The sequence below is a fragment of the Pseudomonas sp. SDO52101_S400 genome (genome assembly GCF_054071635.1).
Genome location: NZ_JBSVWF010000003.1, coordinates 58,388 through 72,488, shown reverse-complemented (window position 1 = coordinate 72,488; position 14,101 = coordinate 58,388). Strand labels below are relative to the sequence as shown.

At 60.6% G+C, this 14,101-nt stretch carries 12 protein-coding genes; 6 read left to right on the top strand and 6 right to left on the bottom strand.

Features of this window, described 5'->3' with window-relative positions; translation table 11 throughout:
• Positions 1-15 precede the first annotated feature (15 nt).
• Genes ACW9HX_RS01885 through ACW9HX_RS01865 form a run of 5 tightly spaced genes read right to left on the bottom strand, consistent with a single transcriptional unit; the run spans position 16 to position 4,861 of the window.
• A complete protein-coding gene (locus ACW9HX_RS01885; RefSeq protein ID WP_457379275.1) occupies positions 16-1,041 on the bottom strand; it encodes a polysaccharide biosynthesis/export family protein in 1,026 nt (341 codons plus the stop codon).
• A 21-nt stretch (positions 1,042-1,062) separates the two neighbouring features.
• Entirely contained in the window at positions 1,063-1,710 is a 648-nt protein-coding gene (locus ACW9HX_RS01880; protein WP_249484083.1) for a CpsD/CapB family tyrosine-protein kinase, read from the bottom strand.
• Entirely contained in the window at positions 1,710-2,456 is a 747-nt protein-coding gene (locus ACW9HX_RS01875) for a sugar transferase (protein ID WP_457379274.1), read from the bottom strand. Before ACW9HX_RS01875 ends, ACW9HX_RS01880 begins: the two co-directional genes overlap by 1 nt.
• 18 nt (positions 2,457-2,474) lie before the next feature.
• The gene (locus ACW9HX_RS01870; RefSeq protein WP_457379273.1) at positions 2,475-3,512 is read right to left on the bottom strand and encodes an NAD-dependent epimerase/dehydratase family protein; all 1,038 of its coding nucleotides are present in this window, start codon (positions 3,510-3,512) and stop codon (positions 2,475-2,477) included.
• The gene (locus ACW9HX_RS01865) at positions 3,509-4,861 is read right to left on the bottom strand and encodes a UDP-glucose dehydrogenase family protein (RefSeq protein WP_457379272.1); all 1,353 of its coding nucleotides are present in this window, start codon (positions 4,859-4,861) and stop codon (positions 3,509-3,511) included. The genes ACW9HX_RS01870 and ACW9HX_RS01865 overlap by 4 nt, the downstream gene beginning before the upstream one ends.
• 390 nt (positions 4,862-5,251) lie before the next feature.
• On the opposite strand from ACW9HX_RS01865, the gene ACW9HX_RS01860 reads away from it, so the two are divergent.
• The 5 genes from ACW9HX_RS01860 (at position 5,252) to ACW9HX_RS01840 (ending at position 11,869) form a co-directional block, all read left to right on the top strand.
• Complete coding sequence (locus tag ACW9HX_RS01860) at positions 5,252-6,949, top strand: sulfatase-like hydrolase/transferase (protein ID WP_457379271.1); 1,698 nt, start codon at positions 5,252-5,254, stop codon at positions 6,947-6,949.
• 50 nt (positions 6,950-6,999) lie between these two features.
• The gene (locus tag ACW9HX_RS01855; protein WP_457379270.1) at positions 7,000-7,653 is read left to right on the top strand and encodes an ABC transporter ATP-binding protein; all 654 of its coding nucleotides are present in this window, start codon (positions 7,000-7,002) and stop codon (positions 7,651-7,653) included.
• Positions 7,650-10,121: an FtsX-like permease family protein gene (locus ACW9HX_RS01850; protein ID WP_457379269.1), complete on the top strand. Its 2,472-nt coding sequence runs from the start codon at positions 7,650-7,652 to the stop codon at positions 10,119-10,121. The genes ACW9HX_RS01855 and ACW9HX_RS01850 overlap by 4 nt, the downstream gene beginning before the upstream one ends.
• Complete coding sequence (locus tag ACW9HX_RS01845; RefSeq protein ID WP_457379268.1) at positions 10,111-11,178, top strand: lipocalin-like domain-containing protein; 1,068 nt, start codon at positions 10,111-10,113, stop codon at positions 11,176-11,178. Before ACW9HX_RS01850 ends, ACW9HX_RS01845 begins: the two co-directional genes overlap by 11 nt.
• A gap of 106 nt (positions 11,179-11,284) precedes the next feature.
• On the top strand, positions 11,285-11,869 hold the full coding sequence (locus tag ACW9HX_RS01840; protein WP_457379267.1) for a hypothetical protein: 585 nt from the start codon (positions 11,285-11,287) through the stop codon (positions 11,867-11,869).
• Between the two features lie 328 nt (positions 11,870-12,197).
• Here the strand turns inward: ACW9HX_RS01840 and ACW9HX_RS01835 are convergent, their stop codons facing one another.
• Positions 12,198-13,019, bottom strand: coding sequence for a glycosyltransferase family 2 protein (locus ACW9HX_RS01835; protein ID WP_457379266.1), 822 nt, complete (start codon positions 13,017-13,019; stop codon positions 12,198-12,200).
• Positions 13,020-13,262: 243 nt separating this feature from the next.
• Here ACW9HX_RS01835 and ACW9HX_RS01830 point away from each other — a divergent pair, with 243 nt between their 5' ends.
• The gene (locus ACW9HX_RS01830) at positions 13,263-14,081 is read left to right on the top strand and encodes a VanW family protein (RefSeq protein WP_457379383.1); all 819 of its coding nucleotides are present in this window, start codon (positions 13,263-13,265) and stop codon (positions 14,079-14,081) included.
• Positions 14,082-14,101: the final 20 nt, after the last annotated feature.

Genomic DNA, 14,101 nt, shown 5'->3' with positions numbered 1-14,101 from the left:
CAGGTCACCCGAGAGTCAGTTGTTGTTGCTGCCTTTGTTGTCGACGCGGTAGCCGAAGCTGAACCCCACGCCCTGGAACAGCACCACGTCGGCCAGTTGCCGGGCCAGATCGCCGGCGCTGGCCAGTTTGGTCTTCGGCACGAAAAGCATGTCGTCCGGTTGCAGGTAGGCGATCTGCGAGGCATCGCCGGACAGCGCCTTCTCGACGTCGTAATGCACGGCCTGCACCTGATTGCCGTTGCGGCGCATGATCACCACTGAATCCAGCCGCGCCTTGACGTTGGTGCCTCGGGCCAGGGTCAGCGCTTCAAGCACCGAGACTGGCCGCCGGATCGGGTAGGAACCGGGCTGGCCGACTTCACCCAGCACGTAGATCTCGTTGCCCGCGGTGGACTTGAGCAGCACGTCCACGGTCATCCTTCCCGGCAGTTGCGCGTAGCGCTTGTTGAGGAAGGTTTCCAGTTGATTGACGGTCATGCCTTGCAGCGGCACGGCGCCGATTTCCGGGAAGCTCGCGTAGCCGTCGGTGCCCACGGTGATCTCGCGGCTCATGCCGGTGGCCGGGTGGTTGAGGGCGCTCTTGAGGTTCTGCTCGTTGGTCAGCGGGCTGATGATCTGCACGGTCAGCTGATTGCGGTTGGGCTGGAACAACTGCTTGCGCTGGTAGGCGCGCTGGATTTCATCCCGCGCCTCGTCGCTGGTCAGCCCGGCGATCTTCACCGACGTGTTGGCGCCCGGCAGGTTGATGGTGCCGTCGGGCAGCACCAACTGGTTACCGTTGAGCTGGCTGGCGGCGGTGAAGTTCAGGCCGATCTGGTCACCCGACTGCACGCGGTAAGCGTCCGAGCCGCTGGTGCTGATGTGGAAGATCACATCCAGCACATCCTGCGGACGCAGAGTCTGTTCGACTTTAGGCATGTCGGTGGCCTGGGCGTTGGCCGGCGGGGCGGTGAGGATATTCACCGGCATGCTCTGGGTTTCGGAGGTGCTGGAGCAACCTGCAAGCGGCAGCATCAGCAGAACCAGTATCTTGGCGTTCATGGCGTCATCCCTCGCGTTTGCTTACAGGTTTTTGTACAGCCATTTGGGCATGTAGTACTTGCGCCGGTTGAACACGCTGCCGACCACTTTTGCCCCGGCCTGAGTCAGCCGTTGCACGGCTGCCTGGGCCACTTCCCAGCGGGTGTCCTCGGCGCGTACCACGAACACCACCCCATCGACCTGCGTGCTGATGACCAGCGTGTCGGCAGCCGAATACACCGCATCGCCGTCGATCACCACGAAGCGGTACTGGCTGCCCAACTGGTCGAGCAACGGGCTCAGGCGTTCGGCGGTCAGGTGCTCCATGGTGCGGATCGGCCGGCCGTTGGGCAGGACGTGGAACGGCAGGCTCGACACCTGCACCACGCAGTCCTGCAACAGCGGAGGACTGTCCGGGTTGAACAGCAAGTCGCGCAGGCCGCGCTCCTTGCTCAGGTTCAGTTGCTGGGTGAGGTTGCCGGCCGACTGGCTGGCATCGACGTAGAGCACCAGGCCGCTGCTCATCTGCGCCAGTTGACTGGCAAGGGCGAGGGCGCTGGTGGTGGTGCCGGCGCCGGGGTTGGCGGCGGTCAGGAACAGGATCCGCAGATCCAGGTCCAGCACGGTCGACGTCAGGTTCGACTCGCTGGGGCTGGCGATGCTCAGGCTTTTGTTGGTTGAACCGTCCATTAGCTTGCTCCGTGGCCGCTGAATACTTTGAAAGGGGTTTTCAACAGAATCTTCAGATCAAGCAAAAGGCTCTGCTCGGCGATGTAGCTGAGATCCAACTCAACGCGCTGGTCGAAGTCGATGTTGCTGCGTCCGGAGATCTGCCACAGGCCGGTCATGCCGGGGTAGATCGCCAGGCGCGCGAGGTGACTGTCCTTGTATCGGTAGGCGTTGAACGAGGTCGGGCGAGGGCCGACCAGGCGCATGTCGCCGGTCACCACGTTGATCAGGTTAGGCAGTTCGTCGAGGCTGGTGCGCCTCAGGAAGCCGCCGATCCGTGTGATACGCGGATCCTGATCGATCTTGAAGTCGATCGCGTCGGCACCGTGCTTGTTGAGGTGGCGCAGCGACTCTTTCAGTTCTTCGGCGTTGGCGACCATGGTGCGGAACTTGAACATGCCGAACTTGCGGCCGCGATAACCGGTGCGTTTCTGCACGAACATCACCGGGCCTTTGCTGGTGAACTTGATGGCGAGCGCCAGGCCGATCAACAGCGGAGAGATCATCACCAGAATGACTAACGCGCCGAGGCAGGCCACCACCCGATTGGTGCGGGACAGTTGCCACGGCCGGCCGCCCTCGCGACCGGTCAACCAGCCCTGGCCCTGGCGGTGGATCGCCGCGTCGAGGCGCATTCGTTGTTCCGGATCCATGCGTTTGTCTCGAACCAATTGTTGGATCGGTACACCTTTCTCATGTCCAGTCATGCAGTCCTCCGCTGATGGTCAGCCGCGCGCGGCGCGTGGGCGATAGGCAGTGGGGTAGTAGTCGCGATACCAGGCGATAAAACGCCCCAGTCCTTCATCCAGCTCGATCCGGGGCTGGAACCCGGTGGCCTGGGCCAGATCATCGGTGTCGGCACAGGTGTTGAGTACGTCGCCCGGTTGCAGGGGCAAGAGCTCGACCACGGCTTTCTGACCGAGGTGCTTTTCCATCAGCGCCAGGTAGGTTTTCAGTTCCACCGGGTGGTGGCCGCCAATGTTGAACAGGCACCACGGGGCCATGCTGCTGCCCGCGTCGGGGTGTTCGCGATCCCACTCCGGATGCTTGTGTGGCGGATGGTCGGTGAGGCGGGCGATGCTTTCGACGATGTCGTCGATGTAGGTGAAATCACGCTGGTGCCGACCGTAGTTGAACAGCTTCAGCGGCGTGCCTTCGGTGATGGCCCGGGCGAACTGGATCGGCGACATGTCGGGCCGGCCCCAAGGCCCGTACACCGTGAAAAAACGCAGGCCGGTGCAGGGAATCCCGAACAGGTGGCTGTAGCTGTGGGCCATCAGCTCGTTGGCTTTCTTGGTCGCGGCATACAGCGATAGCGGGTGATTGACGCCGTCATGCACCGAGTACGGGGTGTGCTGGTTGGCGCCATACACCGAACTCGACGAGGCATAGATCAAGTGTTCAACCGGGTGATGCCGGCAGCTTTCCAGAATGTTCAGGAAACCGCTGAGATTGCTGTCCATGTAAGCCCGTGGATTTTCCAGCGAGTAACGCACCCCGGCTTGCGCCGCGAGGTGGATCACCACTTGCGGGCATTCACGGACGAACAGCGCGTCGACGGCGGCGGCATCGGCGAGGTCAACCCGGGCGATCTGGAAATCACCGACCTGATCGCGCACCCATTGCACGCGATCCAGTTTGAGCTGCGGGTCGTAGTAGCCGTTGAAATTGTCCAGACCAACTACCTGATGCCCGTCACGCAGCAGTCGCAACACGCAATGGGCACCAATGAACCCGGCCGCACCGGTGACGAGGATTTTCATGACCGCAACCCGTCAGGCGAGATGTGCCGCAGACCGATGCCGCTGTAGTGCAGGCCGGCAGCCGCCACTTGTTCCGGGTTGTACAGGTTGCGTCCGTCGATGATGACTTTGGAGCGCAGCTTGTCGGCCAGCAGCTCGAAATCCACCACGCGAAAATTCTTCCACTCGGTGCAGATCACCAGTGCATCGGCGTCTTCCAGGGTGTCGTCACGGGTGGCGCACAGGTGCAGGTCATCGCGGTAACCGTAAATGCGCCGGCACTCGGACATCGCTTCCGGATCGTAAGCCTGGACGCTGGCGCCTTCGGCCCACAACGCGTCCATCAGATAGCGGCTGGGGGCTTCGCGCATGTCATCGGTGTTCGGCTTGAACGCCAGCCCCCAGACGGCGATCGACTTGCCAGCCAGGCCTTGCGGGAATTGCGCCTTGAGTTTGCTGAACAGGATGTGCCGCTGCGTGTCGTTGACCTCGGTGACACTGCGCAGCAGTTTCAGCGGCATGCCGTTGTGCTCGGCGGTGTGCAACAGGGCGCGCAGATCCTTGGGAAAGCACGAGCCACCGAAGCCGCAGCCCGGGTAGATGAAGTGATAGCCGATGCGCGGGTCGGAGCCGATGCCTTTGCGCACCGCTTCGATGTCGGCGCCCAGCAGTTCGGTGAGGTTGGCCAGTTCGTTCATGAAGCTGATGCGGGTAGCGAGCATCGCGTTGGCCGCGTACTTGGTCAGTTCGGCGCTGCGGTTGTCCATGAACATCAGTTTTTCGTGGTTGCGGCAGAACGGCGCGTACAACTCGCTCATCTGCGCCCGTGCCTCATCGTCCTGAGTGCCGACAATGATCCGGTCGGGGCGCATGCAATCGGCGAGGGCGCTGCCCTCCTTGAGGAATTCGGGGTTGGACACGATCCGCACGTTCAGACCGCTTTTGCCGCGCCGGTGCAACTCGTCACTGGCGGTTTTCAGCACCTGGTCCGCCGTGCCGACCGGCACCGTGGATTTGATGATCAGCGTGCGATCTGCCTCCATGAAACTCGCGATCTGCCGCGCCACGTTGAGCACGTGACTGAGGTCGGCAGAACCGTCCTCGTCAGCCGGCGTCCCGACCGCGATGAAGATCAACTCGGCGTGTTCAACGGCATCGCTGGCCTGGGTGGTGAACAGCAGACGCCCGGCCTTGATGTTTTCTTCCAAAGTTGCCGAAAGCCCCGGCTCGCTGATAGGCGGTACTGCCTGTTGCAGTTGTTTAATTTTGTTCGGGTCAATATCGACGCACAACACCCGATGTCCGACATCGGCGAGTGCCGCAGCTTGAATCAGGCCAACATAGCCCGTACCAAATACGCTCACGTCCATATTGGCGTGCCTCGTAAGACGGTGGAGGAAGATCGAATTGGAACTGTCAAAAGGGGTATAGCGCAGCGTAGGGAAAGCATGTCAGCAAAATGACATGTTGCATGTGTATAACACCCCCATTTTTGGGGGCGATTGGCCATCAAGTACTTGCTATATCTGGATTTGTCCCGTCCTTGACATGTTTTTCACAATTCAAAGAAAACGATAAACGGTCGTAGGCCACAAAATACAAGGCCTGTAACGACTTGGGTGTGTCAGTTTTGAGTCAATGTTTTTTTGACGCTTTTGGCCAAAGTCCGACAATTCTTGCGCTTTGATGGCCCGCTGCTAGTGTCAGATTTTGACCGACAAACCTTTGACCATGCCGCGTCGGCAACGCCCGGAATCGCCATGTTTCGATATTTGAAAGAACTGCTTTTAATTATTTATCTACTGCTTTATTCCGAATATTACCTTGAACGTTTAAACGCCATGGGTATCGGCGTGGCAGTACTTCTTTTTGGCGCGATGTTTTTGGCGCTGACTTTCGCATTATTACTAACGGCCTATATAAGGCAGACTTTCATTCGGCACTTGTTCGCATTGGCGATGTTTGTTTCGGCGGTATTTTTTGATGTTTATACCCGGGTCACCGCCGATTACCTGACGTACAGCAGCTTCGTTTCGCTGGTGTATTCCGGCGGCTTCATCCAGGAAGCGGCGTACCAGTACCGGGACGCGATCATCCACGGGGCGCTCAATGGTCTGCTGCTGTTGGTCGGCATCGGCCTCAAGCCACGGCATTCGATCCCCGTGCCAAATGCCTGGCGGATCGCGGCGCCGTTGTGCGGCGTGCTGCTGCTCAGTGCGGTGTTGTTCGTGCGGGCCGGGGAGGGCGCGCGCGGGTTGCCGATCATGTACACCCCGTTGGCGTACCTGAACCTGTTCGGCTACGAGGCGTTGCACAACACCGTTGGCCCCCGTGAGCCGGTGACCCTGGCGCGCAACGGGCCGGCGGTGGGCCACGACATCGTGCTGATCATCGACGAAAGCATTTCCGGCAATTACCTGGACATCAACGCGCCGTTCGGCGTGCACAGCAACCTCAAGCAAGCGCCTCCGGGCGTGGACATTTTCAATTACGGCTATGCGGCGTCCATCGCCAATTGCAGCGCCGACACCAATGTCACGTTGCGCTACGGTGGCACCCGCGCCGATTACATGCGCATCAACACCACGCTGCCGTCGATCTGGCAGTACGCGAAGAAGGCCGGCCTGCGCACCGTTTACATCGACGCCCAGCGCACCGGTGGCAATCTGCAGAACCTGATGACCGACACCGAGAAAAAGGACATCGACGAATTCGTGCAATTCGACCAGACCAGCGTCCGTGATCGCGACATGGCCGCCGCTGCCAAGCTGATCGAACTGCTCAACGACGACAAACCGGAGCTGGTGGTGATCAACAAGGTCGGCGCGCATTTCCCGGTGCACGACAAATACCCCGACGCCTTCATGGCCTACCGCCCGACTTTGCCGCGGGGCCAGTTCACCGAAGTTGCCGACACTGGCAAGCGCGACGGCTTCAACGGCCAGCCCGATGACTGGGTGCTGTACCGCAACGCCTACAAGAACACCGTGCTGTGGAATGTCGGCGAGTTTTTCTCGCGGGTGTTTGCCCAGGCCAACCTGAACAACGCGCTGCTGATCTACACCTCGGACCACGGCCAGGACCTGCACGAACGTGGCAACCCGGGGCTCAACACCCATTGCGGCGGCGACCCGGTGGAAGAAGAGGGATTGGTGCCGCTGGTGGTGATTCAGGGCGACCAGTTGCACACGCTCGACTGGTCGGCACAACTGGCGGCCAACAAGGATCGCTCCAGTCACTACAACATCTTCCCGACCCTGTTGCAGTTGATGGGCTACGACCTGCCGGGGATCGAGGCGGTCTACGGCAAACCGCTGAGCGTACCGACGGCAGATGATTTCACCTTCAACTACCGCTTCAATGCGCGGTTGGGAGCCAGGCCCGAGTGGAAACATATCGACCTGAACAGCATCGTCACGCCGGGTGAGGCGCCGACCAGTGTTGCAGCAGGACAGTAACCCATCTCGATCCGCTATCCTTGCCCCACACGGTTCGATCGGATGGCGGCATGCTGCAGGTTCAAAACGTCTTCAAGAGCTATCTCACCCCTCAAGGCCCGTTGCCCGTGTTGCAGGGCATCGACCTGACGCTCAAACCCGGCAGCAGTCTGGCGCTGATGGGCGAGTCGGGCAGCGGCAAAAGCACGCTGCTGCACCTGATCGCGGGTCTGGATAAAGCCGACAGCGGCAGCATCCGCAGCGGCGAACATCGACTCGACGCGATGAACGAGGCGCAACTGGCCAATTGGCGCCGCACCGAAATCGGTCTGGTGTTCCAGCAGTACAACCTGATCGGCAGCCTGCGAATCGAAGACAACCTGGCGTTTCAGGCGCGACTCGCCGGGCGCCATGACCCGCGCTGGCAGAACCATCTGGTGCAGCGTCTGGGGCTGGGCGATCTGCTCAAGCGTTATCCCGAACAACTCTCCGGCGGCCAGCAGCAACGGGTCGCGCTCGGCCGGGCATTGGCGTCGCGGCCCAAGCTGTTGCTGGCCGACGAACCCACCGGCAGCCTCGACGAAGCGACCAGCGACGAGGTCCTGCGTCTGCTGCTGGAGTTGCTCGACGACACGCCGACCACCTTGCTGATGGTCACTCACAGCCAGCGCGTGGCCGCCCGACTGGCGGAGCGGGTGGTGTTGTCCAGCGGTCGCCTGACGTGAGGGTTTTTCGGCAAACGCTGATTGCGTTGTTCAGCCACTGGCGGCGGCACCCGGTGCAGTTTTTCAGCGTGCTGACCGGACTGTGGCTGGCCACCAGCCTGTTGACCGGTGTCGAAGCGCTCAACAGTCAGGCGCGGGACAGTTACGCCCGCGCCAGCCAGATGATTGGCGGCGAACCTCAAGCGAGCCTGAGCACGCCGAACGGTGCGACGTTTTCCCAGCAATGGTTTGTCGATCTGCGCCGCCAGGGCTGGCCGGTATCGCCGGTGCTGCAGGGCCGTTTGATCCTCAAGGGCCATGAATCCCAGCGCCTGCAATTGATGGGCATCGAGCCGGTGTCCCTGCCGGCCGACAGCGCGGTGGCGGGGCAGGCGATGCCGATCGAACGCATCGTCGATTTCTTCAGCCCGCCGGGCAGCACCTGGATTTCTCCCGAGACCTTGCAGGCGTTGAACCTGGCCGAGGGCGCGACACCACAAACCGAAACCGGCCAGACGTTGCCGCCGCTGCGGGCGCAAACGGACATGGCTCCCGGCGTGCTGCTGGTGGACATTGGCGTTGCCCAGCGCTTGCTCGAACAACCCGATCAACTCTCGCGGCTGCTGTTGCCCAAGGACTTTCACGCCGACGTGCCAGCCGCGTTCAAAGGCCAGTTGCAGCTCAAGAGCAGCGGCGAAGAAAACAATCTGGCGCGGCTGACCGAGAGCTTTCATCTCAACCTCGATGCGCTGGGATTTCTCTCGTTTGTCGTTGGCCTGTTCATCGTCCATGCCGCCATCGGCCTTGCCCTGGAACAGCGCCGTGGGCTGTTGCGCACCTTGCGTGCCTGCGGTGTCAGCGCGCGGATGCTGATCACTTGCCTGATCGTCGAACTCGGTGCGCTGGCCTTGATCGGTGGACTGTTCGGCGTCGTCAGCGGTTACTGGCTGGCGAGCGTGCTGCTGCCGGATGTCGCCGCCAGCCTGCGCGGGTTGTACGGCGCGGAAGTGGCGGGGCAGTTGCGCCTGAGTTCGTGGTGGTGGTTCAGCGGTATCGGCTTGAGCCTGCTCGGCGCATTGCTGGCCGGGGCCCACAGTCTGCTGCGGGCGGCGCGGCTGCCGTTGCTGGCAGTCGCTGATCCGCAAGCCTGGCATGAACAGCATGCGCGCTGGTTGCGCCGGCAGGGCTGGGTGGCCGGAGTGTTTGCGACGATTGCGTTGATCGCGCTGCTGTTGGGCAACAGTCTGGCCAGTGGTTTCGTGTTGATGGCGGCGTTGCTGCTCGGCGCGGCGCTGGCGCTGCCGGTGCTGCTCAGTGCGCTGTTGAACGGTTTGCTCGGGCGCAGTCGTTCGGTGCTGGGACAGTGGTTTCTCGCCGACTGCCGACAGCAATTGCCGGCGCTGAGTCTGGCGTTGATGGCGTTGCTGTTGGCGATGGCGGCCAACATTGGCGCCGGCAGCATGACCGCCGGTTTCCGCCAGACCTTCAACGACTGGCTCGAACAACGGCTCACCGCCGAGCTCTATCTGAATCCGAGCAATCCGGCCCAGGCCCGTGAGCTCTACAGCTGGTTGAAACAGCAACCGAGCGTCACGGCGATCCTGCCCAACTGGCAGGTCTCGGTGACGCTGCAAGGCTGGCCGACGGAGGTGTTCGGCATCATCGATCATCCGCACTATCGCCAGCACTGGCCGTTGCTCGAAGCCCGGGGCGACGATCCTTGGGCGGCGCTGGCCACGGACGATGCAGTGATGCTCAGCGAACAACTCGCCCGCCGGCTCAAGGTGCGGTCGGGCGATCACCTGACGATTCCCACGCCGGGTTTGCCGTGGTCGCCGCGCATCGTCGGGATCTACGCCGACTACGGCAATCCCAAGGGGCATGTGCTGGTCAACAGCAATCACCTGTTGTGCAGTTGGCCGCAACTGACGCCGAACCGTTTTAATTTGCGCATCGATCCGCCAAAAATACCCGCGCTGCTGGGCGCCTTGCAGGCGCGTTTCCAGCTCGACGACAGCCGCATCGTCGATCAGGCGCGGCTCAAGGGCTGGTCGGTGCAGGTGTTTGAGCGAACCTTCGCCGCGACGGCTGCGCTCAACAGCCTGACGCTCGCCGTGGCCGGGGTGGCGCTGTTCATCAGCCTGCTGACCCAGAGCCAGAGCCGTCTCGGCCAATTGGCGCCGCTGTGGGCCCTGGGGGTGACGCGACGGCAATTGATGCTGCTCAATCTCGGCCAGACCTGGCTGCTGGCGGTGCTGACGCTGGTGCTGGCCTTGCCGTTGGGCATCGGGCTGGCGTGGTGTCTGGATGCGGTGATCAACGTCCAGGCCTTTGGCTGGCGCCTGCCGTTGCGGGTGTTTCCGTGGCAGTTGCTGCAATTGACCGGGCTGGCGCTGCTGGCGACCTTGCTGGCCTCGGCATGGCCGCTGTATTCGCTGTACCGCACGCAACCGGCGGATTTGCTGAGGACGTTTGCCCATGAGGATTAAATTCGCCGTGGTGTTTCTGGCGCTGTTGCTCGGTGGCTGCGATAACCCGGCGCCGGAACAGAAGGGCTTCGCCGGGATGGGCGCTCAGGCGCAAGCCTTCACGCCGGTGGTGCCGGGGCGGGTGTTCAGCTTTCCGACGGATCACGGCGCCCATGACGGTTTTCGCATCGAATGGTGGTACGTGACGGCCAACCTCAAGGACGCTCAGGGCAATGATTTCGGCGTGCAGTGGACGTTGTTTCGCAGTGCGTTGAATGCCTCGCCGCAGCAGCCGGGTTGGGCCAATCAAACGATCTGGCTCGGCCATGCGGCGGTGACATCGGCCAATGTCCATCACGCCGCCGAGCGTTATGCCCGTGGCGGCGTCGGGCAGGCCGGCGTGCGTGCGGCGCCGTTCGAGGCGTGGATCGATGACTGGCGCTTTGTCAGTCAGGCGAGCGATCCGCTGGGCGACATGCAGCTCAGCGCCAGGGACAAAAACTTCAGTTACCAACTGCGCCTGACCTCCAGCCGCCCGCTGGTGCTGCAAGGCGATCACGGCTTCAGTCAGAAATCCGAGCAGGGCCAGGCGTCGTATTACTACAGCCAGCCGTTTTTCCAGGCCAGCGGCACCCTGCAAATCGACGGCAATACCTACACCGTCAACGGCCCCGCCTGGCTCGACCGCGAATGGAGCAGCCAGCCGCTGACCGCCAACCAGACCGGGTGGGACTGGTTCTCCCTGCATCTGGACGACGGCGCGCACGTCATGCTCTACCGCATGCGCCAGAAGGACGGTGCGCCGTACCTCACCGGCACCTGGATTGCCGCCGATGGGCAGACCGAAACGCTGCACGCCGACCAGATCAAACTGAGCCCGCAGGACACCGCGAAGGTCGCTGGCCGTTCGATGCCGGTGCGCTGGTCGATCGGGATTGCGGATAAGAATCTGCAGATCAACCTCGATGCAATCAACCCGGACGCCTGGATGAACCTGCGTATTCCGTACTGGGAAGGGCCGGTGCGGTTGAGCGGCAGTCAGGGCGGGCAGGGTTATCTGGAAATGACCGGGTATTGATTCGCCCTGTGCGAGGAGCAACGGCCGATTCAGCGTCTATGCTCCTTGGCACGCACGGCACTGAACACGCCGTGTGCTGCCATTCATCACAGGGAAAGTATCGCTTATGAAGCTCCAAGCACTGACGCACGCCATCGCACTTGCCACTGTCCTGTCCGCCACCAGCCTTACGGCGTTGGCCACCGACATTCCGCTGTCCGCAGCCGTCGAGGCCGATCAGGTCACCACCAAAGTATTGGCGGTCGACCCGGCCAATCATCAGGTCGTCCTTGAAGGCGCGGAAGGTCGCCAGGTGCACGTTCAGCTCAGCGACAAGGCGAAAAACCTCGGCAACCTGAAGGTTGGCGACAAGGTCGACATCCAGGTTACACATTCGATCGCCGCTTTCCTGGATACCGACGTGGATAAAGGTCTGCCTGGCTCCACCGAGCGTACCGGTGAGCTGCGCAACGCCGTGGGCAGCAGCAACCCGGGTGGAGAGGCGTTCCGTCAGGTTCAAGTGCAACTGAAAATCACCAAAATTGATTTGAAGAAAAACCAGGTCACTCTGGAAAACCCTTCGGGTCAATCGAAAACCCTCAACGTCGAGAAGCCTGAAATCCAAGCCAAGCTCAAAGATCTGAAAATCGGGCAGAGCGTCGTGGTCACTTACACCGATGTATTAAAAGTGACCAGTGAACATGAAAGCTGAGTATTAACTCTACAGTGTGACTGTTCTTGTACAAGTAGTTGTATGAGAACAGTCATATGAAATGTTCGGATCCGATAATGCTGAAAGTTTCTCGGGAAATATCGAAGATCAATATTCGTTAACGTTTTAGTACATAAAATTCATTTTCAATTAGCACGACATATCCGCCAACTTCCATTAAAATCCCTCCCGTTCGCCCAGTGTCAGGGCTCTTTACCGGTGCATGGATTGCCAGGCCATTACACTGGGCGAACACCTCCCAGGAGCCGAGCGCTCAAGAATTCAGATACAAAAAGGGCGACTGTGAAGTCGCCCTTTTTTATTGTCTTCAGGATCTGGCAGGTCGCATGCCTTGCTGCATCTGAATACGCTTGAGTGTCTGTTGGTACATGGTGGTGCGGCGGTGGTTTTTCGCGTAGCCACCGGCGGCGGCCACGGTGCCGGCCTGGATGTGATCCAGGTAGCGGAAGATCGTCCGCGGCGAAAGAAATCTGATGCCGTAGCCAAGGCTGCTTAATCGATCCTGCAGCGTGTATCCCGGGACCCGGTCGTCCATCGAAAAATGCAGTCCGTGGGCCTTGATCAACCGTGCATTCCACAAGGTGCAGAAGCTTTTCAGATGGGTTTCCCGGTAGGGTTTCGGCTCCCGGGAACGCAGGCCCAACTGCAGTTTCGCGCGCCGAAAATAATGTTTGAAATAACGCGAAGACAAACGCCAGGTGTCTCTTAAAACACCCCGATCAAGCTGTTCGACACAACCGACTGCTACTGTATCCAAAGATTGCATACATTCGTTGATCATCATTGAAAAGACGGTGCTGTCGAAGACAAAAGTGTCGGTGTGCAGCAGAAACAGGTAATCGGTTTCAACTTTCGCAAGTGCCATATCAAGTGCCTTGCCATGAGCGATATGTCCAGGTTCTTTCCCCGGCGAAGGGCGCTCGATCAAGTTGATCCAGTCAAGGGAACGCAAGTAAGCCAGACTTTCGTCCGCAGAATCGTTGTCCACCACCCACACCGGAATCCGATGGTTCTTGACGTATTGCTGGAGAAATTCCAGGCACATCCGGGTTATTTCCGGGGTTTTGTAATTGACCAATACAAGACTGAAGGCGGGCTGTTGTTTTGAGGTTGAATCGATCGCACTCATGGTCTGGGCTCACTTCAAGTTGAAGGGTTCTACTGACGGCAATCAGCACACAGAACCGCTGCTTTGTGGCCCGGATGGTAGGGACGCAACCTTAGTTCAAACTTAATTTCGCAGCGGTCGGGGTCCTTCGACTTGTAACGGCTTGCGACGCAATCACGGACAGCGCAGACGGCGATTTTCCACGGTAAGATGCGCCGCCATTTTCAGATCAAGGAAGACAACGGCCCGCGCCGTTCGCCACGGATGAAACCACTTTCCCTCTACCACCCGGCCCTTTACTGGCTGCGCGTGTGGCAAAAAAGACTGTTCCGCCACATCGCCTGGCACTGCTCGAGCAAACGCTACGCACGGCCTGCCGCGACGTCCGAGCGCTTGCCTTATCGCTACCTCAAACACACCTCAAAACTGATCCGTAAACTCGGCGACTGCGACCTGGCGCTGCAACACAACAAAGTCATCAACCTCAAACTGGCCGTCGCCGCCATCGATGGCGTCACCGTCGCTCCGGGCGAGTATTTCTCCTTCTGCCGCCTCGTCGGCCGCCCGACCCGCCAACGCGGCTACGTCGAAGGCATGGAACTGTCCTTCGGCCAGGCCCGCACCGGCATCGGCGGCGGCATCTGCCAACTCAGCAACCTCATCCACTGGATGGCCATTCACTCACCCCTGGTCGTCATCGAACGCGCCAACCACAGCTTCGACCCCTTCCCGGACGACGGCCGCGTCCTGCCATTCGGCTCCGGCGCGGCGATCTTCTACAACTACATCGACCTGGTACTGCACAACCCGACGGATCGCAGCTTTCAGCTGAAGCTGAAGGTCGGGGAGACGCAGTTGGAGGGGGAATTGTTGTGTGATCGGGAACGGGCGTATCGGTATCACGTGTTCGAGGTGGGGCATCGGTTTGTGCGGGAGGGGGAGAGGGTGTATCGGGAGAATGAGATTTGGCGGGAGGTGCGGGAGAAGGGGCAGGTGGGGGCTTTGGTGGAGAGGGAGAAGTTGTATGGGAATCGGGTGGTGGTTAAGTATGAGGTTTTGGAGGGGATAATTGAGGGGGGATAGTGGTGATGTTGCTTTAGTCA

What these genes read in the sequence shown, in the direction of transcription:
- ACW9HX_RS01870 (WP_457379273.1), bottom strand. Translation starts at nt 3,512, where the DNA reads ATGAAAATCCTCGTCACCGGTGCGGCCGGGTTCATTGGTGCCCATTGC.
- ACW9HX_RS01835 (WP_457379266.1), bottom strand. Translation starts at nt 13,019, where the DNA reads ATGAGTGCGATCGATTCAACCTCAAAACAACAGCCCGCCTTCAGTCTT.
- ACW9HX_RS01830 (WP_457379383.1), top strand. Translation starts at nt 13,263, where the DNA reads ATGAAACCACTTTCCCTCTACCACCCGGCCCTTTACTGGCTGCGCGTG.
- ACW9HX_RS01840 (WP_457379267.1), top strand. Translation starts at nt 11,285, where the DNA reads ATGAAGCTCCAAGCACTGACGCACGCCATCGCACTTGCCACTGTCCTG.
- ACW9HX_RS01875 (WP_457379274.1), bottom strand. Translation starts at nt 2,456, where the DNA reads ATGACTGGACATGAGAAAGGTGTACCGATCCAACAATTGGTTCGAGAC.
- ACW9HX_RS01855 (WP_457379270.1), top strand. Translation starts at nt 7,000, where the DNA reads ATGCTGCAGGTTCAAAACGTCTTCAAGAGCTATCTCACCCCTCAAGGC.
- ACW9HX_RS01865 (WP_457379272.1), bottom strand. Translation starts at nt 4,861, where the DNA reads ATGGACGTGAGCGTATTTGGTACGGGCTATGTTGGCCTGATTCAAGCT.
- ACW9HX_RS01880 (WP_249484083.1), bottom strand. Translation starts at nt 1,710, where the DNA reads ATGGACGGTTCAACCAACAAAAGCCTGAGCATCGCCAGCCCCAGCGAG.
- ACW9HX_RS01885 (WP_457379275.1), bottom strand. Translation starts at nt 1,041, where the DNA reads ATGAACGCCAAGATACTGGTTCTGCTGATGCTGCCGCTTGCAGGTTGC.
- ACW9HX_RS01860 (WP_457379271.1), top strand. Translation starts at nt 5,252, where the DNA reads ATGTTTCGATATTTGAAAGAACTGCTTTTAATTATTTATCTACTGCTT.
- ACW9HX_RS01845 (WP_457379268.1), top strand. Translation starts at nt 10,111, where the DNA reads ATGAGGATTAAATTCGCCGTGGTGTTTCTGGCGCTGTTGCTCGGTGGC.